Origin of the sequence: Paracoccus sp. DMF-8 (assembly GCF_029309835.1) — a bacterium.
Lineage (GTDB): Bacteria > Pseudomonadota > Alphaproteobacteria > Rhodobacterales > Rhodobacteraceae > Paracoccus.
Window position 1 is genome coordinate 57723 of the sequence record NZ_JARJHL010000013.1, and the last position, 19465, is coordinate 77187.

22 protein-coding genes and 2 pseudogenes are annotated in these 19465 nt (G+C 60.9%); 2 read left to right on the plus strand and 22 right to left on the minus strand.

Going from position 1 to position 19465, the window contains the following annotated elements; all coding sequences use genetic code 11:
- Positions 1-91: 91 nt before the first annotated feature.
- The 16 genes from PE067_RS13890 to rpmC form a co-directional block, all read right to left on the minus strand.
- A complete protein-coding gene (locus tag PE067_RS13890; RefSeq protein ID WP_276190194.1) occupies positions 92-1681 on the minus strand; it encodes a calcium-binding protein in 1590 nt (529 codons plus the stop codon).
- 44 nt (positions 1682-1725) lie between these two features.
- Positions 1726-3750, minus strand: a complete 2025-nt coding sequence (locus tag PE067_RS13895; RefSeq protein WP_276190196.1) for a TonB-dependent receptor — start codon at positions 3748-3750, stop codon at positions 1726-1728.
- A 53-nt stretch (positions 3751-3803) separates the two neighbouring features.
- Positions 3804-4400, minus strand: a complete 597-nt coding sequence (locus PE067_RS13900; protein WP_276190198.1) for a hypothetical protein — start codon at positions 4398-4400, stop codon at positions 3804-3806.
- Positions 4360-7548, minus strand: a complete 3189-nt coding sequence (locus PE067_RS13905; RefSeq protein ID WP_276190199.1) for a hypothetical protein — start codon at positions 7546-7548, stop codon at positions 4360-4362. The genes PE067_RS13900 and PE067_RS13905 overlap by 41 nt, the downstream gene beginning before the upstream one ends.
- 331 nt (positions 7549-7879) lie before the next feature.
- A complete protein-coding gene (locus PE067_RS13910) occupies positions 7880-8554 on the minus strand; it encodes a hypothetical protein (RefSeq protein ID WP_276190201.1) in 675 nt (224 codons plus the stop codon).
- A 200-nt stretch (positions 8555-8754) separates the two neighbouring features.
- Positions 8755-8943, minus strand: coding sequence for a 50S ribosomal protein L30 (gene rpmD, locus PE067_RS13915; RefSeq protein WP_145396710.1), 189 nt, complete (start codon positions 8941-8943; stop codon positions 8755-8757).
- Positions 8944-8954: 11 nt separating this feature from the next.
- Positions 8955-9521, minus strand: a complete 567-nt coding sequence (rpsE, locus tag PE067_RS13920) for a 30S ribosomal protein S5 (RefSeq protein ID WP_276190204.1) — start codon at positions 9519-9521, stop codon at positions 8955-8957.
- Between the two features lie 111 nt (positions 9522-9632).
- Entirely contained in the window at positions 9633-9992 is a 360-nt protein-coding gene (gene rplR / locus PE067_RS13925; protein WP_276190206.1) for a 50S ribosomal protein L18, read from the minus strand.
- A gap of 11 nt (positions 9993-10003) precedes the next feature.
- Complete coding sequence (rplF, locus tag PE067_RS13930; RefSeq protein ID WP_276190207.1) at positions 10004-10537, minus strand: 50S ribosomal protein L6; 534 nt, start codon at positions 10535-10537, stop codon at positions 10004-10006.
- Between the two features lie 11 nt (positions 10538-10548).
- Positions 10549-10947, minus strand: coding sequence for a 30S ribosomal protein S8 (gene rpsH, locus PE067_RS13935; protein ID WP_276190209.1), 399 nt, complete (start codon positions 10945-10947; stop codon positions 10549-10551).
- A 9-nt stretch (positions 10948-10956) separates the two neighbouring features.
- On the minus strand, positions 10957-11262 hold the full coding sequence (rpsN, locus tag PE067_RS13940) for a 30S ribosomal protein S14 (RefSeq protein ID WP_276190211.1): 306 nt from the start codon (positions 11260-11262) through the stop codon (positions 10957-10959).
- An 18-nt stretch (positions 11263-11280) separates the two neighbouring features.
- On the minus strand, positions 11281-11841 hold the full coding sequence (gene rplE, locus PE067_RS13945) for a 50S ribosomal protein L5 (RefSeq protein ID WP_276190213.1): 561 nt from the start codon (positions 11839-11841) through the stop codon (positions 11281-11283).
- Entirely contained in the window at positions 11841-12146 is a 306-nt protein-coding gene (rplX, locus tag PE067_RS13950) for a 50S ribosomal protein L24 (RefSeq protein WP_276190215.1), read from the minus strand. Before rplX ends, rplE begins: the two co-directional genes overlap by 1 nt.
- Positions 12146-12514, minus strand: a complete 369-nt coding sequence (gene rplN, locus PE067_RS13955; protein WP_010400243.1) for a 50S ribosomal protein L14 — start codon at positions 12512-12514, stop codon at positions 12146-12148. The genes rplX and rplN overlap by 1 nt, the downstream gene beginning before the upstream one ends.
- Positions 12515-12590: 76 nt before the next feature.
- Positions 12591-12836 carry a 30S ribosomal protein S17 gene (gene rpsQ / locus PE067_RS13960; protein ID WP_276190234.1) on the minus strand — a complete coding sequence of 82 codons (246 nt, stop codon included), beginning with the start codon at positions 12834-12836 and terminating at the stop codon, positions 12591-12593.
- Between the two features lie 12 nt (positions 12837-12848).
- Positions 12849-13055, minus strand: a complete 207-nt coding sequence (gene rpmC, locus PE067_RS13965; protein WP_276190236.1) for a 50S ribosomal protein L29 — start codon at positions 13053-13055, stop codon at positions 12849-12851.
- Between the two features lie 61 nt (positions 13056-13116).
- Between rpmC and PE067_RS13970 the strand changes: the two genes are divergently transcribed.
- On the plus strand, positions 13117-13383 hold the full coding sequence (locus PE067_RS13970) for a hypothetical protein (protein WP_276190238.1): 267 nt from the start codon (positions 13117-13119) through the stop codon (positions 13381-13383).
- A 99-nt stretch (positions 13384-13482) separates the two neighbouring features.
- Here PE067_RS13970 and rplP read toward each other — a convergent pair whose 3' ends face one another.
- From rplP to PE067_RS14000, 6 genes and pseudogenes are all read right to left on the minus strand, one after another.
- Positions 13483-13896 carry a 50S ribosomal protein L16 gene (gene rplP / locus PE067_RS13975; RefSeq protein ID WP_276190240.1) on the minus strand — a complete coding sequence of 138 codons (414 nt, stop codon included), beginning with the start codon at positions 13894-13896 and terminating at the stop codon, positions 13483-13485.
- 13 nt (positions 13897-13909) lie between these two features.
- Positions 13910-14626, minus strand: coding sequence for a 30S ribosomal protein S3 (rpsC, locus tag PE067_RS13980; protein WP_276190242.1), 717 nt, complete (start codon positions 14624-14626; stop codon positions 13910-13912).
- Positions 14626-14947, minus strand: a pseudogene (rplV, locus tag PE067_RS13985) (50S ribosomal protein L22). Before rplV ends, rpsC begins: the two are co-directional and overlap by 1 nt.
- 64 nt (positions 14948-15011) lie before the next feature.
- On the minus strand, positions 15012-15290 hold the full coding sequence (gene rpsS / locus PE067_RS13990; protein ID WP_276190244.1) for a 30S ribosomal protein S19: 279 nt from the start codon (positions 15288-15290) through the stop codon (positions 15012-15014).
- 3 nt (positions 15291-15293) lie between these two features.
- A pseudogene (rplB, locus tag PE067_RS13995) lies at positions 15294-15920 on the minus strand (50S ribosomal protein L2); the annotation flags it as partial.
- Between the two features lie 630 nt (positions 15921-16550).
- Entirely contained in the window at positions 16551-17015 is a 465-nt protein-coding gene (locus PE067_RS14000; protein ID WP_276190246.1) for a hypothetical protein, read from the minus strand.
- A 1935-nt stretch (positions 17016-18950) separates the two neighbouring features.
- Between PE067_RS14000 and PE067_RS14005 the strand changes: the two genes are divergently transcribed.
- Complete coding sequence (locus tag PE067_RS14005) at positions 18951-19415, plus strand: hypothetical protein (protein WP_276190248.1); 465 nt, start codon at positions 18951-18953, stop codon at positions 19413-19415.
- The last annotated feature ends 50 nt before the right edge of the window (positions 19416-19465 follow it).

Below are 19465 nucleotides of genomic sequence, written 5' to 3' on the forward strand. Positions count from 1 at the left end.
GCAAGGCAACCGGCAGCGCCGCGATGGGTTCCCGCCCGCGACATGCGAAAGGGGCCGGGAAGGTCCCGGCCCCCTGCCCCATACGCGACCGTCACAGCATGAAATAGCCGCGTGCAAAGCTGATCGGGTCGTCGAAATGGATCGAGAAATCCGCCTGCCCGTCGCCGTTCACATCCCCGTAAACCAGCGTCTGCCCCGAGACGTTCTGATAGCGCAATTCCCCCGCCGAACCCGAAAACGCCGCCGCTCCGATGAACGAAAACGCCTGATCCCCGGCGATGGCGGTATTCGCGTCGATGCCGCGCAGGTCGATACGGTCGCCCGCCGCACGGTCGAAATCGAAAATCGTATCGCGCGTCGCGGCGGTCACGCCGGAATCGCTCAGCGCGTTGAAAACAAAGACATCGGCGCCCGCCCCGCCATAGAGCGCATCCTTGCCCGCGCCGCCGACCAGCGTGTCATTGCCAAGCCCGCCAACCAGACGGTCGTTGCCCGCGCCCCCGACCAGCCGGTCATTGCCCGCCCCGCCGTTCAGCACATTGGCGCCGGCATTGCCGGTGATGATATTGTTCAGCGCATTGCCCGTGCCGTTCAGCGCGGCCGTGCCCGTCAGGTTCAGGTTTTCGACATTCGCGGTCAGGGTGTAGCTGATCGTGCTGCGCACCGTATCGGTGCCCGCGCCGGCGAATTCGACCACGCGGTCACCGGCGTTATCCACGACATAGATATCATTGCCCGCGCCGCCGCGCATCGTATCGGCACCCGCGCCGCCATTCAGGGTATTGTTCGCGGCATTGCCGACAATCAGATTGGCCAGCGCATTGCCCCTGCCATCGATCGCCCCCGCGCCCATCAGGCTGAGGTTTTCGACATTCGCGGTCAGGGTATAGGTGACATGGGCCTGAACGGTGTCGGTGCCCTGACCCGCCCCTTCGATTACGCGGTCGCCGGCATTATCGACGACATAGATGTCATTGCCGATACCGCCGCGCATGGTGTCCGCGCCCGCGCCGCCGTTCAGGGTGTCGTTGCCCGCGCCGCCATTCAGGGCGTCGGCGCCCGCACCGCCGTTGATGAGGTCGTGGGCCGCCCCGCCCGACAGCACGTCATTGCCGCCATTGCCGCGAATCACATCGTTAAAGCGCGTGCCGACATAGGTATCATTCCCGACCGAGCCGTTGACGATATGCGCCTCTGCCCACAGAAACCCGTTCAGCGCGGCGGGATTGGCGCTGCCGGTGGAATCATGCCCGCCGCCCATCAGGCCCAGAACGACATTGTGGAAATCCCCCGTCGTCCCCGCCGGGTTCGAAATGTTCAGCCCGGTGATCTCGATCGCGGTGCTGACATTGGTGATCCGCCCCGAGGCATCGCGCGTGAACCCGCCCGTGCCCGCATCATAGCTGTTGCCAAGCGTCGCCAGCCGGATCGAATTCATCGACCCGCTGAGCGTATGGGTCGCGAAATGGTAGTTCAGATTGGTGCCGTCGACGATGATCGCCTGCGTATTGACGGGGTTCGGCGCCTGTTCGTCCAGCAGCAGCAGTTGCGGGCCATTGAACTGGCTGGCGCCGCCCGGGAACAGCGGCCAGCCGGTCTGGCTGAAATCGTTGAAAAAGGCGTTGTAATCGACGTTGAAATTCACGCCGCTTGCGGACAACAGGTTGATGGTAATGGCCATGTCAATTTCCTTGTTCAGGCTTGCGTGTTCATGCGCGAAGCGCGTCAAAAGCTCATCGTCAGGACCGCGCGGGCGTTGAAGCCGGGGCTGGGGCTGGTGTTCAGATATTGGGTCAGGTTCTTGTCGAAAATATTGTTCAGCGCGATGCTGGCATCCAGCCCTTCGCGGATGCGGTATTGGCCGAACAGATCCAGCGTTTCATGGGCTTCGCTGGAAAAGGCGGCGGTGCTGCTGTCTTCACCGCGCGCCCCGACCAAGGTCAGCCGCGCCCCCGCCCGCCAGCGTTCGTCCGGCGCGCGCAGACCCGCCGTCAAGACCATGCGCCAGGGCGGGATCTTGGGCTGCAGGGCATTGTCCGAAGGGTAGAACAGGATACCTTCCAGATCCTCGTTGCTGCGCCTTTCGCCGTCCAGATACTGGCCGTTCAGGCTGGCGAAAAAGCGGTCAGGATCATAGTTGGCCTCGATTTCGACGCCGCGGATGCGGACCTTGGCGATGTTCAGATATTGATAGGCGCCATACAGCCCGTGCAGCACCAGATCCTGATCGATGTAATCGCTCACATCGTTCTGGAACACCGTCAGCCGCGTCGTCAGAAAATCGCCCGGCGCCAGCAGGTCACCGTGGCGGAGCGTCACACCCGCTTCGATGGTGCGGGCGATTTCGGGGCGCAGGTCGGGGTTGGGCAGGAACTCTCCGCTGACGGAACCGGGGTGAAAGCCCTCGATCAGGGTTTCGGTCAGCGAAGGCGCGCGGAACCCCTGCGCATAGCTGAGGTGGAATGTGGTCGTGTCATTCGGCGTCAGGCCGATGGTCAGCTTGGGCGAAAAGCGGTCGCCATCGACGCTGTGGCGGCTGTTTTCAAGGCTGTAGCTGTCGTAACGCAGCCCGCCGATGACCTGCAACCACGGGGAAACCGTGACCCGATCCTCGACAAAGGCGCCCCATGCCAGACGGCGGCCGGGCGGGGTCAGGTCCTGGCTGGTGCCCAGATCGTCGATGGTGCGCACGCGGTCGCGATAGGCGTCGATGCCGAATGTCAGCTCGTGATCCAGTTCGCCGGTCTGGAAACGCGCGGTGTTATGGGCGTCGATGCCAAAGGTCTGCACGCGAAAGGATTGTTCCAGCTGATCGCTTGCGGGCCGCATCTGGTCCAGCTGCGTGCTGGTCCAGTAGCCGCGCAGCGTCACATCCCAGAAATCGCTGTCGGGCGAGGTCCAGCGATAACCCGCCGTCACCGTGTCGACCGTGGCATCGGTATCGCGCATGGTGCCGGTGCCCGCGACGAAGCTGTTCAGATAGCGGCTGGCGGACAGGCTGATCTCATGCCCCTCGGCGGGACGAAAGACGCCCTTGACCAGACCCGAGCGCATCTCCTGACCCGAGGCGACCTTGCTGCCATCCCCGGCCGTGTAGTCGCGGAGGTCCAGAATGGTGCCTCCGGCCAGAAACTCGGCCCGGTCGCCCATGCGCATCGCGCCGATCAGGTTGACCGTCGGGCCGGGGCCGTTGTTGTCCAGCGTACAGCGCAGCCGCCCGCCCCGGTCGGCGCCATCGGCGATGATATCGGCGGGGTCCAGCGTCACCATATTGACGACGCCGCCAATCGCGCCGCTGCCATTGACCATCGCGCCCGGCCCGCGCATGACCTGCACGGATTTCAGCATCTCGGTATCGGTGTAAAAGGTGCCGTTGGCGCCGTGGCCGCTTTTCTGGAAATTCTGCCGCGCGCCATCGACCAGAACATTCACGCGGCCGAAATCCTGCAGGCCCCGGATATTGACCGCGACCCCCGGCCCGTCGCCCGTGGCCTGAGTTGAAACGCCCGGAATATCGGTCAGGATCTGCGGCAGATCCGCACCCGGATAACGCAGCGCCAGTTCCTGCGCATCCATCGTCGAGGCGGCATTCAGCCCCTCTTCATCCCCGGCGGAAACGCTGACGATGACGCGGTCCAGAATCACGACGCCTTCCGCCTGATCCTGCGCGGCCAGTAGCGCGGCCCCCGCCGGACCCAGTGCCAGCGCCCCGATCAGAATACCCGTGGCCTTGCGTGCTGAGGGTTTCATCCGGCCTTCCCTATCATGTTCGGGGGCGCGACGACCGCGCCCCCGGATATCCGTCACAGCAGGAACTGCGCGCGGGTCAGCGCCAGCAGATCGTCCAGCATGATCGCGAAATCCGCCCGACCGTCGCCATTCACATCGCCATAGACAAAGGTGTCGCCATTGGCGATCTGATAGCGCAGCTCTCCGGCGGTGCCGGAAAACGCGGTCGTGCCGACAAAGGCAAAGGCCTGATCCCCGGCAAGGCCGGTGTTGGCGTCGATACCGCGCAGGTCGATGCGGTCGCCCTCGGCGATGCTGAAGTCAAAGATCGTGTCACGACCACCCGCGACCGCCCGCGATTCGGTGATGTCGTTGAACACAAAGACATCGCGCCCGGTCCCGCCGAACAGGTTGTCCGCGCCCAACCCGCCGATGATGCGGTCGTCGCCCGCGCCGCCCAGAATGCGGTCGGCACCGGCGCCGCCGAACAGGGTGTCATTGCCCGCACCGCCCGACAGCGTGTCATTGCCCGCACCACCGGCCATGCGGTCGGTGCCGATCCCGCCGTTCAGCGCGTCGTTGCCCGCGCCGCCGTTCAGCGTGTCATTGCCCGCACCGCCCAACAGCGTGTCATTGCCCGCGCCGCCGTTCCAGCATATTCGCCGCATCATTGCCCGAAATCCGGTTGGCCAGCCCGTTGCCCACGCCGTTGACCGAGGCGTCGCCGACCAGATTCAGATGCTCGACATTGGCGGTCAGGCGATAGCTGACCGTGCTGCGCACCGTGTCGATGCCGGCATTGGCGAATTCGATGACGACATCGCCGGCATTGTCCACGACATACAGATCATCGCCCGCGCCACCCGCCATGCGGTCGGTGCCGATCCCGCCGTTCAGCGTGTCGTTGCCCGCGCCGCCGTTCAGCGTGTCATTGCCCACGCCGCCGATCAGCAGGTTCGCACCGGCATTGCCGATGATGACATTGTCCAGCGCATTGCCCGTGCCGTTGATATCGGCCGAACGCATCAGCGACAGGTTTTCGACATTCGCGGCCAAGCTGTAGCTGACGATGCTGCGCACCGTGTCGATGCCGGCATTGGCGAATTCGACGACCCGGTCGCCCGCATGGTTGACGAAATAGACATCGTCGCCCAGGCCGCCGCGCATCGTATCGGCCCCGATCCCGCCATTCAGCGTGTCGTTTTCGGGCGAGCCGACCAGCAGGTCATCGGCCGCGGTGCCGGTGATCAGGCTGCCGTCCACATCCTCGACCGCGATCAGGAAGCTGTCGGTATAGCTGCCGCCGCGCCCGTCCGACACGGTCACCGTCACCTGATGCGAGACCTGGCTTTCGTAATCCAGCGCCCCGTTGACGATCAGTTGCGTTTCGCCATTGACCCGGCGCAGCGCAAACAGCCCGCCCGCATCGTCATCCAGCGTATAGCTGAGCGCGTCGTCATCGTCATCGCTGCCCGTCAGCACGCCGATCACCGTGCCCAAGCGCGAATTCTCGCGCACCGTGGACGATGACAGCTCGATCCCGTCCGGTGCGGTATTTTCGACCGGATCGTTGACGATGACGGTGACATCCTTGTCAAAGCTGTTGCCCCAGCTGTCGGTGACACGCAGCGTCACCGTGTAGCTGTCGGCCGACAGCGGCGCATCGCCCGTCACCACAAGCTGGCTGCCTTCGACCCGGAAACGTCCGCCCGCATCGGTGACGATGGCAAAGCTGTGGGTTTCATCCGCGTCGCGGTCAACCGCGGTCAGGTCGCCGACAACGGTCCCGGCCACCGCCGAACCCGCCACGCCGTCACCGCCCAGTTCCAGATCGGTCGGGGTGTAATTGGCAACGTGGTTGATGAAATCATAGGTCAGGTTGTCGAAACGCAGCAGCTCGACATTCAGCAGCGTATCGGAACCCGTGCCGCCCGTGCGGCTGTCGGTGACGACCAGCGGCGCCCCGCCCGTGCCGCCGGTAAAGCTGTAGCTGCCGGTCGGCCCGCCGAAGACGCCGTCAAAGACCACGGTATCAATGCCGTCGCCGCCGTCCAGCGTATCATTGCCGCCGCCGCCTTCGATCGTGTCGTTGAAGCGGCTGCCGACAAAGACATCGGCGAATTCGGACCCGATGAAATGCTGGCGATATTCACCAAGCGCCTCGGCATAGGCGTCCAGACGCGCCTGCGGGGCGCTGCCGCCATACATATGGGCGATGACGAAATTATGGACGGCGCCGTTCGCCTCGATCTCGGCTTCTTCGGTGGCGTCGTTCGGCCGGGCATTGGCGAAATCCAGCCCCGTGATGCGCAGTTCGACATTGCCGCCGGTATACCAGCCGTTGGCGTCATAGCTGCCGCTGCCGCGCGTGCCGTATTCGATGGTGTCGATCTGGCCCCAGACCGTGTGGGTGTTGAAGTAATACTCCAGATACCCGCGCGCCAGAACATAGGGAGAGGTCGCGCCGGTGCCATAGCCCAGCATCACCTCGGTCCCGTTGAAATCCGGGCCATTGTCAAAGGCCGGCATGGTGCCGCCCTCGACATCCTCCAGAAAACCGCCCCGGATGAAGGCGTCGAAATCCATGCCGCTGCTGGCGGTCGAGGCGTCGATGGTGATCGCCTCGGGTTGTTCGGGCTCGCTTGCGGGTTCGGTCACTGAAACACTCAGCTCCTTTTCAAAGGTGTTGCCTGCCCCGTCCGTCACACGGACGCGCAGGGCATAATCACCCTGGGTCAAGGCCCCCGCAACCTGAATCCCGCCGTCGCCGATGCTGAACAACCCGCCCGCATCGTCCAGCAACTCGAAACTGTGGCTGTCCGACGCATCGCGGTCGGTGACCTCGAACAGGCCGATCATGTCGCCGATATTCGCATTCTCGGCGATTTCCGACAGGGTCAGGGCGAGGTCGGTCGGCGTGTAATTGGGGCGGTGATTGACGAAATCATAGGTCAGGTTGTCGAATTTCAGGATCTCGACATTGGTCAGCGTCGCCGTGCCCGTGCCATCCTCCCGGTTGTCCGTGACGACCAGAGGCGCGCCGCCCGTCCCGCCGGTAAAGCTGAAGCTGCCCGTCGGCCCGCCAAAATTGCCCGCGAAATAGACCGTGTCGATGCCGTCGCCGCCGTCGATCACATCATCGCCGCCGCCGCCCGACAGCGTGTCATTGCCCGCACCGCCGTTGATCGTGTCGTCATGGATGCTGCCGACATAGACATCCGCCCCGTCCGAGCCGATGAAATTCTGCGAATAGCCGCCCAGAAATCCGTAGACGCTGGCGACCGAGGCCGCGCCCCCGGTCGAGAAATAGCCCCACAGATCCATGACCGGATTGGAAACCGTCCCGCTCGACGCGCCGGTGCCGCCGGGCACGGCGATATCGAAACCGCTGATCGTGACGCGGCTGTCCAGCCCGGTCACGCGACCTTCCGGCCCGGCGCCTTCGGTGCCGGTCGTCTCTCCGTCCACCCAATAGCCCAGAACGATGGAATCGATGCTGCCCGACAAGGCATGCGGAAAAGAGGTGCCGTAATGGATCCAGTAATAGGCCAGATCCGCGCCTTCGATCAGGACGCGCGCGTCCGTGCCGCTATAGTCGAACACCAGCTGAGAGCCGTTCATCGCATATTGCTGGCCGAACAGCGTGTCAAACGCGCCGCCATAGAATTTGTAACTGCCCGTGCCGGGCATGAAATCGGCGATATAGCTGGCCCAATCGACCCCATCGCCAACCTGCGAGGCGTCGATGGTGATCACGGTCTGGGTCGCCGCTGTGGCAGTGATTCCGCCGGTTTCTTCCAGTTGGCTCTGCAGGGTCACGACGACTTTCTCCTAAAGATGTCACAGCAGGGGGATGTGGTCGCGGCCGGTAACGGTTCGCCGCAGCATCTGCGGCAGTCCTGCAAGGAAATCGGGCGGCGCACCAACATGATTCAAACCGATAGACGTCCCGGTGCCGGTTGCGACCGGTCTGCGCGAGGCATGCTTGCGTTGTTGGGTGAGCCCGTCCATACCGCCGCCAAAGGGGCGCCTGGATCAGACGGACCTGCCTGACGTTCCCATCTAAGTGAACAAACCAAGCATTTTAGTCAAGTACGCACGATCTTGCGCGGCCTGTCGAAATGGTCATGTCCGTCAGGGCTGGCACGGCCTAGAACTCCAGCCAGCTGCCGATTTTCAGCGCGGGTTCGCCATCGCCCGACACCGGGGCGATCACGCCCAGCTCGACCTTGGCCGGACCGGCGATATCCTGCACGACCGAACCCGCCAGCTTGGCCGAAAAACCGCTGTCCTTGCGCTGTTCCAGCCGTAACTGGGTGATCAGCATGATCGCGGCGCGCGGCTTCAACCCAAGCGTCAGATCGGCCTTGGCGCTGGTTTCGGGCGTCAGATAGCTGACGCTGACGCCGGGCGCCTGCCATTCGGTCCGCATCTCGCCCGCAACCTTGATGCGGGTGTCGACCGTCATCCAGCCACCCCCTGCAAAGCGATCGAACCCCCTGCCCCAATGGGCCGAGATCTGGCCCACCGGCACGGTCTGGCCGTCCCGCCGGATCGCGCCGATACCGGACGCGACCGACACGCGGTCCGGTCCCTGCCCGTTGTCCAGCACGCGCTGAAACCACAACAGGGCGCTGGTTTCGTCCTGATCGGCATGGCCCAGTTCAAGCCCGACGGTGTGGCGCGGCGACAGGCCATATTCGGCATAGAGGCTGGTATAACGGTCGTCCTCGCGGTCCTGTTCGACCGACAGCGACAGAAAGGTCTTGCCCGTCTCGCGCGCCCAGGGGCCTGCGGCGACGGTATGGGTTTGGGTGAGCAGCAAAAGGACAAGGCAACATACCCGGCGCGTCCGCATCCCGAACCCCTTATTGATCTATAGGTCCGCATTATGGCAAATCGCGGTTGCATTCCATCCACCAAAATCAACCAAATCGCCCGCGTGACATTCGCGCTGCACCGCAGGCGAAAACAAAAAAGCCCCGGCAGTTGTGCCGGGGCTTTCCGATGCAAAGGGCCGAGCGATCAGCCGCGTTCTTCGATGATGACGGCCAGATGCGGGATCTTGGCGACCATGCCGCGGATCGCGGGCGTGTCTTCCAGCTCGCGGGTGCGGTTCATCTTGTTCAGGCCCAGACCTTTCAGCGTTTCGCGCTGGATGGCGGGGCGGCGGATCGGCGAACCGATCTGTTTGACGACGATGGTTTTAGCCATTGTGCCTCTCCTTACGCTTCGACAGCGGCTTCAGCCGGCTTGTCGTTCGAGGGCAGGATGTCCGCAACCTTCTTGCCGCGACGTTGCGCGACGCTGCGCGGGCTGGCTTCGCCTTTCAGGCCGTCCAGCGTGGCACGGATCATGTTGTAGGGGTTCTGCGAACCAAGCGATTTCGCAACAACGTCCTGCACGCCCAGCATTTCGAACACGGCGCGCATCGGACCACCGGCGATGATCCCGGTCCCGGCAGGCGCCGTGCGCATCACGACCTTGCCAGCGCCGTGACGGCCTTCGATGTCGTGGTGCAGGGTGCGGCCGTCGCGCAGCGGGACGCGGACCAGATTGCGGCGGGCCTGTTCGGTCGCCTTGCGGATCGCTTCCGGGACTTCCTTGGCCTTACCCTTGCCAAAGCCGACACGGCCGCGCTGATCGCCGACGACGACCAGGGCTGCAAAGCCAAAGCGCTTACCACCCTTGACGGTTTTCGACACACGGTTGATCGCGACCAGACGATCGGCGAATTCCGGGGTTTCTTCGCGCTCTTCGCGGCGGCCCCGGCGGTTTTCACGTTCTGCCATCAGGCATTCCTTTTCAGGTGGCGCGTTTGGCGCCGTTTCATTCAATCCAGGTGGGCGCCCCATTGGGACGCCCCCGGATCATCGGGGCGGCGTTTCCGCCACCCACAAGGATCAGAACTTCAGACCGCCTTCGCGGGCTGCGTCAGCCAAGGCCTTGACCTTGCCGTGGAACAGGAAACCGCCACGGTCGAAGATGACTTCTTCGACACCGGCTTTTTTCGCACGTTCCGCGATCGCCGCGCCGATCTTGGCGGCGGCTTCGACGTTGTTCTTGCCGACCACGCCCAGATCTTTTTCCAGCGTCGAGGCGGCTGCCAGCGTCACACCTTTGCTGTCGTCGATCAGCTGAACGCTGATGTTTTTCGACGAGCGGTGAACCGACAGACGCGGACGACCATCCGAGATCGCGCGCAGTTTGTTCCGAACGCGCAGACGGCGCTTCTGGAACAGTTCTCTTTTGTTCAGTGCCATTTTTGCGTCCCTTACTTCTTCTTGCCTTCCTTGCGGAAGACTTGCTCACCCTTGTAGCGGATGCCCTTGCCCTTGTAGGGCTCGGGGCGGCGCCACTCGCGGATGTTCGCAGCCACCTGGCCGACGACCTGCTGATCAATGCCTTCGACAACGATCTCGGTCTGTTTCGGCGCGGTGATGGTCACACCCTCGGGGGTTTCGAAGTTCACGTCATGCGAATAACCCAGAGCGAGCTTGAGGGTCTTGCCCTGCATCGAGGCGCGGTAACCGACGCCCTGAATTTCCAGCTCTTTCTTGAAGCCTTCGCTGACGCCGACGGTCAGGTTCTCGACCATCGAGCGGGTCATGCCCCACTGCTGACGGGCGCGTTTCGACAACCCGCGCGGGGTCACTTTCACGGCGCCGTCTTCCAGCGACAGGGTCACGTCATCGGTCGCGGTGAAGCTGCGGGCGCCTTTCGGGCCTTTGACTTCGATCGTCTGACCTTTGATTTCCGCGGTCACGCCTTTCGGGAGGGCGACCGGTTTCTTACCAATCCGAGACATCTCTGCCCTCCTTAGAACACGGTGCAGAGCACTTCGCCGCCGACATTGGCATTGCGTGCTGCTGCATCAGACATGACACCTTTCGGGGTCGACACGATGGAAACGCCCAGGCCGTTGCGGACCTGCGGGATTTCCTTGACCGAGGCGTAGACGCGACGGCCGGGCTTGGACACACGGGCCAGCTCACGGATGACCGGGGTGCCTTCGTAGTATTTCAGGCTGATTTCCAGCTCGTTATGGCCGGCATCGGTGGTCACCGATTCATAGCCACGGATGTAGCCTTCTGCCTTCAGCACATCCAGCACCCAAGCGCGCAGCTTGGAGGCAGGCGTGCGAACGGTCGATTTGCCGCGCATCTGTGCGTTGCGGATGCGGGTCAGCATATCGCCGAGAGGATCGTTCATCGACATATTGCCCCCTTACCAGCTCGATTTGACCATGCCGGGAACCTGACCGAACGAGCCCAGCTCGCGCAGCATGATCCGCGACAGTTTCAGTTTACGGTAATACGCATGCGGACGGCCGGTCAGTTGGCACCGGTTGTGCAGGCGCGTGGCCGAGGAGTTGCGCGGCAGTTCAGCCAGTTTCAGGCTGGCCTTGAAGCGCTCTTCCATCGGCAGGGACTGGTCGTGGATGACCTCGTTCAGCGAAGCACGCTTGGCGGCATACTTCTTGGCAAGACGTTCGCGCTTTTTCTCGCGCTCGATCATGGATTTCTTAGCCATATCTTCTTTCCCCCGCGATCAGCTGTTGAACGGCATGTTGAAATGCTTCAACAGCGACTTCGCTTCCGCGTCGGTCTTCGCGTTGGTGCAGATGATGATGTCCATCCCCAGAACTTCGTCGACCTTGTCGAAGTTGATTTCCGGGAACACGATATGCTCTTTCAGGCCCATGGCGTAGTTGCCGCGACCGTCGAAAGAGGTGCCCTTGACGCCGCGGAAGTCGCGGACGCGGGGCAGCGCGATGTTGATCAGGCGATCAAGGAATTCATACATCCGGTCGCCGCGCAGGGTCACCTTGCAGCCCAGAGGCATTTCTTCGCGAACACGGAAACCCGCGATCGAGTTCTTCGCCTTGGTGATGACAGCCTTCTGACCCGCGATCAGCGACAGCTCTTCCGCGCCTTGCTTGACCTTTTTGGTGTCTTTCACGGCTTCGCCGATGCCCATGTTCAGGACGATCTTGTCCAGACGCGGGATCTGCATGTCGTTTTTATAGCCGAATTCTTCCTTCATCGCAGCGCGAATGACGTCGCGATACTGCGTTTTCAGGCGCGGCGTGTAATTTGCTTGGTCCAGCATCAGATCACATCCCCGGTCGTCTTGGCGAAACGGACCTTCTGATCGCCTTCCACGCGGAAGCCGACACGGGTCGCTTTGCCGTTCTTGTCCAACAGAGCCAGATTCGACAGGTCGATCGGCATCGCTTTCGCGATCCGGCCACCCTGGCTGGTCTGGGTCTGACGCTGGTGACGGATGGCGATGTTGATGCCATCGACCACGGCCTTGTTGTCCTTGGGGAACACGGCGGTGATTTCACCCTGCTTGCCTTTGTCCTTGCCGGCCAGCACGACGACCTTGTCGCCCTTTTTCAGCTTGGCAGCCATTACAGCACCTCCGGCGCAAGCGAGATGATCTTCATGAAGTTTTTCGCACGCAGCTCACGCACGACCGGGCCGAAGATACGGGTCCCGACCGGCTCACCCTGGTTGTTCAGGATGACGGCGGCATTGCGGTCGAAACGGATCGAGGTTCCGTCTTCGCGCTTCACTTCTTTTGCGGTGCGAACGACGACGGCCTTGCGGACGTCACCCTTCTTCACCCGGCCCCGCGGGATGGCTTCCTTGACGGACACGACGATAATGTCGCCCACCGACGCATAGCGACGGTGCGAACCACCCAGGACCTTGATGCACTGAACCCGGCGTGCGCCGGAGTTGTCAGCAACATCCAGATTGGTCTGCATCTGGATCATTTGGTTTCTCCCGACCTTTGGGGACTGCCACTTGCAGCCCCAGGGTTTCGATCATTTCTGATCTGTGATGATGGACTTATGCCGAAGCAGCTTCGTCCGTCAGGACAGTCCAGCGTTTCGTTTTCGAGATCGGCGCGCATTCGATGATGCGAACGATATCGCCGGTCTTGAACTGGTTTTCCGCGTCATGGGCGCGATACTTCTTGGTGCTGCGGACAATTTTATCCATCAGCGGATGCTTGAAGCGACGCTCGACCAGAACGGTGACGGTCTGTTCGTTTTTATCGCTGACAACCTTGCCTTGCAGGATGCGTTTGGGCATGGGCCGGGCTCCTTAGTTCGACGCCGCGGCTTCCGCCGCTTTCTGGTTCAGAATGGTTTTCACACGGGCAACGTCACGACGGACGGTGCGCATGCGGGCGGTCGATTCGAGCTGGCCAGTGGCCTGCTGAAAGCGCAGGTTGAACGCTTCCTTTTTCAGCGACAGAAGCTGCTCACGCAGTTGTTCCGGCGACTTTTCTTTCAGTTCCTGCGCTTTCATGCGCCTCTTCCTTTCAACATCACCGGAGAGCCCCTGATTGCCAGGGCCACCCTGATTCCCGGTGGAGCTTCATGATGAAGCTGTGCCTATAGGCGGAATTCCCAGCAATGACAAGGGAATTCGTGGGGCCGTTGTCACGGATGACAGCGCGCAGGCCGATGACGCCGAATCGTCATTACAAGGTGTCACAGCAGTTGCCGTCATCACCTTCAACTATCTGATGTCGTCCGATGCGGGAACAGAGCCTGCGTCGGCCAATATCGTTCCGCAAAGCATTCAAGACTTGCAAAATAACGCCATCAACCTGATCTGCGGCTCCCTGTCCTGAAACAGTGCTGATGAAAGGCGTCAAACTGAAAAGCCCCGCCGGATCCGGCGGGGCTTTTCAATCCTGCAAGGCGTAGGGTGGGGTTAAACCCCACCTTACTTACCAATCTTCGCGGGCAACGATGCGGGTCAGGACCGGCAGCTTCATCGCGCCAAGGCGCAGGGCCTCGCGGGCGATGGTGTCGTTGACGCCGTCGATCTCGAACATGATCCGGCCGGGGTGGACGCGGGCGGCCCAGAAATCGACCGAGCCCTTACCTTTACCCATCCGCACTTCGGTCGGTTTACCCGTGACCGGGACATCCGGGAAGATGCGGATCCAGACACGACCCTGACGCTTCATGTGGCGGGTGATCGCGCGGCGGGCAGCTTCGATCTGACGCGCGGTGACGCGCTCGGGTTCGATGGCTTTCAGCGCGTAGGAGCCGAAGTTCAGGTTGAAGCCGCCCTTGGCTTCGCCATGGATACGGCCCTTGAACTGTTTGCGGAACTTGGTCCGTTTCGGTTGCAGCATGTGCTTTTACTCCTTAGCGAGCGTCGCGGTCGCGACGCGGGCCGCGCGGTGCGGGGCCATCCTGAGCTTCGGACGCACGGCGATCATGGGCCTGCGGATCATGTTCCATGATCTCGCCTTTGAAGATCCAGACCTTGATGCCGATGATCCCGTAGGTGGTCGAAGCTTCGGACAATGCATAGTCGATGTCGGCGCGCAGCGTGTGCAGCGGAACACGACCCTCACGATACCATTCGGTCCGTGCGATCTCGGCACCGCCAAGACGGCCACCGACATTCACGCGGATCCCCAGAGCCCCCATGCGCATGGCGTTCTGCACGGCGCGCTTCATGGCGCGACGGAAGGACACCCGGCGTTCCAGCTGCTGGCCGATGGATTCTGCAACCAGTTGCGCGTCCAGTTCCGGCTTGCGGACTTCGACGATGTTCAGGTGCAGTTCCGAATCGGTCAGGTTCGCCAGCTTCTTGCGCAGGGTTTCGATATCGGCGCCTTTTTTGCCGATGATGACACCCGGACGCGCGGCATGGATCGTGACGCGGCATTTCTTGTGCGGACGTTCGATGATGACGCGGCTGATGCCGGCCTGCTTGGCATCCTTGCGGATGAACTCGCGGATCTTCAGATCCTCGAGCAGCAGATCGCCATAATCCTTGTCATCCGCATACCAGCGGCTGTCCCGAGTGCGGTTGACCTGGAGGCGCATCCCGATGGGGTTGACCTTCTGTCCCATTACGCGTGCTCCTCGACCTGACGCACCTTGATGGTGATTTCCGAAAACGGCTTCATGATCTTGCCGTAACGGCTCACGGGCGCGCGGACGACCGCGTTTCATGACCAGGTTCTTGCCGACCCATGCTTCGGCGACAACCAGGTTGTCGACGTCGAGACGGTGGTTTTCCTCGGCATTGGCGATGGCCGACTGAAGGCATTTCTTCACGTCGCCAGCGATACGCTTTTTCGAGAAGGTCAGATCGGCAAGCGCCTTGTCGACCTTCTTGCCGCGGATCATCGCAGCCACGAGGTTCAGCTTCTGGGGCGAGGTGCGAAGCATCTTGATCTTCGCAAAAGCCTCGTTATCCGCCACGCGGCGCGGATCTTTTCCTTACCCATGACGATTATTTCCTTTTCGCTTTTTTATCGGCGGCGTGACCGTAATAGGTCCGCGTCGGCGAATATTCACCGAACTTCTGGCCGATCATCTCTTCCGAGACGGTCACCGGGATGTGCTTGTGGCCGTTGTAGACCCCGAAGGTCAGACCAACGAACTGCGGCAGGATGGTCGAACGACGCGACCAGATCTTGATCACATCCGATTTTCCCGACTCGCGCGCTTTTTCCGCTTTCTTCAGCAGATAGGCGTCGACGAAAGGGCCTTTCCAAACAGAACGTGCCATGGATTAACGCCCCTTCTTCGCATTGCGCGACCGCAAGATGTATTTGTCGGTCGATTTGTTCGAGCGGGTTTTCTTGCCCTTGGTATCCTTACCCCAGGGCGTCACCGGCGTACGGCCACCCGAGGTGCGGCCCTCACCACCACCATGCGGGTGGTCGATCGGGTTCATCGCGACACCGCGAACGCTCGGGCGGATGCCCTTGTGGCGGTTGCGGCCTGCCTTGCCAAAGTTCTGGTTCGAATGGTCGGCGTTCGACACGGCGCCGATGGTCGCCATGCATTCCTGACGGACCAGACGCAACTCGCCCGAGGACAGGCGGATCTGTGCATAGCCACCGTCACGGCCGACGAACTGGGCATAGGTGCCCGCCGAACGCGCGATCTGACCGCCCTTGCCGGGCTTCAGCTCGACGTTGTGGACGATCGTGCCGATCGGCATGCCGCTGAAGGGCATGGCGTTGCCGGGTTTCACGTCGACTTTCGCGCCCGCGATGACCTTGTCACCGACGGCCAGACGCTGCGGAGCCAGGATATAGGCCTGCTCGCCGTCTTCGTATTTGACCAGCGCGATGAAGGCGGTGCGGTTGGGATCGTATTCGATCCGCTCGACCACAGCGGCCACGTCGAACTGGTCAAATACGAAGACGGCGAGCAGGCCTATATCCTGGCTCCGCAGCGTCCGCAACCGTCGATGACAAGTGGTGCCGGCAACATGCCCTTCAGCGGCGTGCCGACCGGCACCGATCGTCCACAACGTCGAGCTGAGGCGGTCAGATCGCGCGTTCAGCGAGGCCCTCTATGCAGTTCGTCGGCGCGCTGACCGGCTGGAATCGCCTGATCTGCTCAGCGAGTTCCGTCAGGGTACATGGCGACCATCGGCGCCGTGTCGAGGCGCTGCCGGTGACCAGGGCAGGGCAGCTTGGCCGCCGCAGGATCCGCCCGAGCGTTGTCTGTCTTCGATCCGCATGTGTGGTACACCTCGGAATGACCGTACGCACTGCAAGGTAGGATACCAAGGGCAAGCTTCCATGAACAAATCGACCGACAAATCTTGCGGTCGCGCGCAGACGTTAATCCAATGGCGTTCCTGTTACGCCTGCTGGAGAAAGCGCGCGGATCAGAAAATCGGATGTGATCGATGATATGTTATTATCTACCGCTGGTCGTGGTGAAACAACAAGCAATCAATTGACAAATCTCGAATGATCATTAGAAGTGAATGTCGCCGACGCGGATGCCGGTCGCAATAAAAACGAAATAATCATGGAGCTGGAAAAATCCGCGCCGCCGACAATGGAATAACGAAGACTTTGCAGATCAAGATAATACGCCTCGCCCCAGAAGCTGGACCTCGTGAATCCGCGGCAGAAGGTCGACAGAACTTCTCAGAAAAGCTGGCGACGTGAAAGAGAATGCCTTCGATCGGCCATCGCCAATGCGGCGATACCGTCTCGACGTCGACAACCTGGTTGTCGCCCTGGCGAACAGTCAGCGCGGTCATCCCGCGCCAGCAACCTGCAGTAAGCGTCATGAAACCGTTACCTCGGAAATCACTATCAAGGAGATCGAAGGCAATGTCGTAGGCGTCAACCCCATCCGGAACCTCAGTCCGGACAGCCGCTGTGCGTCTGTTTTTCGTTATGGCGATCTGCTCGAGGATCTGAAGATCCGCAGTATTCATCGCAGAACAAACAGGCATCTTCGCGTCATCATCAGACGTCAGCAAATGCCGTCACGATCAATACCGCGTCAGGTCATCATCGGCAAGCGACGCCGACCCTGCGCAGCTGGCAGGCCGATTGAACTGCGCGTATCGTCGAATCCGCAGGCAAATGCTGGTGCAGAATCAATCGGCCAGCGGCTAGGCGCCACCGGGTGCTCCGTCGCGCCATGGGCTGCGCCGACATGCCTCTGGGGATCCACGTGGTAATCATTGGCCGTCTTGGCAATGCCCAGACACAGGCAAATAATGCTCACTGCACCCCGCTGCGCATGTATGCATTGTCAACTTCGACCCCTTGCAGGGATCATCGGCATCAAGATATAGATCTTCAAAGGCAGATCATAGAACATGATCCCGCAGATTCGCGATAATCGCCGCGATATCAAGCCAGAATGGCCGCACTTACGCGCAGCCCACGTCGCGACCGCGGCGCTCTAGAGTAAAAGCATGCTGCACCGAAACAGACAAATTCCGCAAAAAATTCAGAGGCCGTATCCATGGCGAAGCCAGCAGATAAAACCACCGCACGCTGGCTTCCATCAGCGAAAGCGTCACACCGCGTCAGATCAACTGCCCGCCGCGCCACCACATGAAGCGTCAGGAATCGTAATCTGGATCCCGCATCTTCCCCGGATGTCCCGGTCACCCAGTAAACCGATGGTGGCGATAGATAAAGATAGAACTCAGTCGATTTCTGGGCCGCCCGCATTTACCCGGCTGGAATATGTTCAGATCGGCAACGTCAACTGTACCTGCGCGAAAGCCTACTGCAATAACTGCCGAGTCTGACTACATCGTGCCACAGCGATGGCGTAGATTTAACCCTTACCGCCAACCTGCAGGATTGAAAACACGCCGGATCAGCCTTTATTTTTCTTCATCGAAGCGCCTGACTGGGCAGGCTATCAGACTCCATAGCGCGAACGCAAGTCTTGAATTAGCGGTGTGCCAATTGGCCGACGCAGGCTCTGTTCCCTCGAAAACCGTGAAATAGTTGAAGTGATGACTGGCAACGACACCTTGTAATGACGACCGGCGTCATCGGCCTGCGCGCGCTGTCATCCATGACAACTGGCCCCGCAGCTCATTGCTGGGAATTCGCTATAGGCAGCTGAAGCTCCGCGAAATCAGGGTGGCCCCGCATCGAACGCTTTCCTCAGTGATGTTGAAAGGAGAGGCGCATGAAGCGCAGGGGCCCCAGGCCCGAACAACTGCGTGAGCGCTGTCGCTGAAAAAATGCGCTTCAGCAGGCCACTGGCCAACTCAGATCGGCCGCCCGCCTGCTACACCGTCCATCGGCATTTGCCCGTATGAAAACCATTCACAGGCTCAAACGGCGGAAACTACGACATCCTAGGCCAGCCCATGCTAAACCCCGCATCCTGCAAAGCAAGGTTAATCAGCGATAAAACAACTGTCCTCAAACATCCGCTGATGGAATAAAATTGTCCGCAGCACCAAAATATATCCGCGCCCATGGCAAACTAGGTAGCGATATCGTTCACGTCATCAATGCGCATCAATCTCGAAACAAACGCTGGATATCTGACAGTTGAAACAAATCCATCATCACAGATGAAATGATCGAAACCTGGGGCTGCAGAGGTCGGAAGAGCAAATGATCAGATGCAGATTAATCTGGATGTACTGACAACTCCGGCGCACGCCGAGATTCAGTGCATCCAGATGCGCAGATGGCCTCGCTATATCGTGAAGACGTGACATCGTCGTGGAAACCGTACGAAGTCAGAACAACGAAGGGTGACGTCACAAAGGCAAATGTTCACCGCAAAAGTGAAGCGATAGCGATCCGTTTCGACCGCAATGCGTCATCCTGAACAACGGGGAGATAGCGCGCGTTATAATCTTCAGTCGTGCGTGAGCTGCGTGCGAAAAACTTCATGAAGATCATCTCGCTTGCGCCGGAGATGCGCAGTAATGCCCGGAAAAGAGGCGACAAAGATCGTCGTATCAAGGATTAAAGGCAAGCAGGGAATGAAATCGCCGTGTTTAAAGGTTGATGGCATCATCGCCATCCGTTGGGCCAGCCAGGGTGGCCGGATTTTTAGCGCCGATCGCCTGTCAGTAACTCTGTTGGACAAGAACGGCAAGAGCGGCCGTGTCGTAGGAAGAGTCCGTTTCATGCAGCCACGTGATGATGCTGGATGCTTCAGGCTACACGCCGCGCCTGAAACCGCGAATATCGCGACGTCGTCGCGCTGCGGCGGTGATATCGCGATGCTGATCCGCGTCTGGATGGATCGTCTGGGTATGGGCATCGGCGAAGCCGTGGCAAAAATCCGGCAAACCTTGATGTCATCCTGGAGCGAAAATTCGATCGCCGTGTTCATGCAATGCAAGCTGCAAGTACGCGATATATGTATGAATTCCTTGATCGCCTGATCAACATCGCGCTGCCCCCGCGCGACACGCGCAGAGCACCGTAACGGCGC

Bases quoted from the DNA above. Each gene is read 5' to 3' on its own strand.
- rplX (WP_276190215.1), bottom strand. From the start codon at position 12,146: ATGGCTGCCAAGCTGAAAAAGGGCGACAAGGTCGTCGTGCTGGCCGGC.
- rpsH (WP_276190209.1), bottom strand. From the start codon at position 10,947: ATGTCGATGAACGATCCTCTCGGCGATATGCTGACCCGCATCCGCAAC.
- rplN (WP_010400243.1), bottom strand. From the start codon at position 12,514: ATGATCCAGATGCAGACCAATCTGGATGTTGCTGACAACTCCGGCGCA.
- rpsQ (WP_276190234.1), bottom strand. From the start codon at position 12,836: ATGCCCAAACGCATCCTGCAAGGCAAGGTTGTCAGCGATAAAAACGAA.
- rpmD (WP_145396710.1), bottom strand. From the start codon at position 8,943: ATGGCTAAAACCATCGTCGTCAAACAGATCGGTTCGCCGATCCGCCGC.
- rplE (WP_276190213.1), bottom strand. From the start codon at position 11,841: ATGCTGGACCAAGCAAATTACACGCCGCGCCTGAAAACGCAGTATCGC.
- rpsE (WP_276190204.1), bottom strand. From the start codon at position 9,521: ATGGCAGAACGTGAAAACCGCCGGGGCCGCCGCGAAGAGCGCGAAGAA.
- PE067_RS13890 (WP_276190194.1), bottom strand. From the start codon at position 1,681: ATGGCCATTACCATCAACCTGTTGTCCGCAAGCGGCGTGAATTTCAAC.
- PE067_RS13900 (WP_276190198.1), bottom strand. From the start codon at position 4,400: ATGATGCGGCGAATATGCTGGAACGGCGGCGCGGGCAATGACACGCTG.
- rplR (WP_276190206.1), bottom strand. From the start codon at position 9,992: ATGGCACTGAACAAAAGAGAACTGTTCCAGAAGCGCCGTCTGCGCGTT.
- rplP (WP_276190240.1), bottom strand. From the start codon at position 13,896: ATGCTGCAACCGAAACGGACCAAGTTCCGCAAACAGTTCAAGGGCCGT.
- PE067_RS13895 (WP_276190196.1), bottom strand. From the start codon at position 3,750: ATGAAACCCTCAGCACGCAAGGCCACGGGTATTCTGATCGGGGCGCTG.
- rpsN (WP_276190211.1), bottom strand. From the start codon at position 11,262: ATGGCTAAGAAATCCATGATCGAGCGCGAGAAAAAGCGCGAACGTCTT.
- rpsC (WP_276190242.1), bottom strand. From the start codon at position 14,626: ATGGGACAGAAGGTCAACCCCATCGGGATGCGCCTCCAGGTCAACCGC.
- PE067_RS14005 (WP_276190248.1), top strand. From the start codon at position 18,951: ATGCCCGGAAAAGAGGCGACAAAGATCGTCGTATCAAGGATTAAAGGC.
- rpmC (WP_276190236.1), bottom strand. From the start codon at position 13,055: ATGAAAGCGCAGGAACTGAAAGAAAAGTCGCCGGAACAACTGCGTGAG.
- rpsS (WP_276190244.1), bottom strand. From the start codon at position 15,290: ATGGCACGTTCTGTTTGGAAAGGCCCTTTCGTCGACGCCTATCTGCTG.
- rplF (WP_276190207.1), bottom strand. From the start codon at position 10,537: ATGTCTCGGATTGGTAAGAAACCGGTCGCCCTCCCGAAAGGCGTGACC.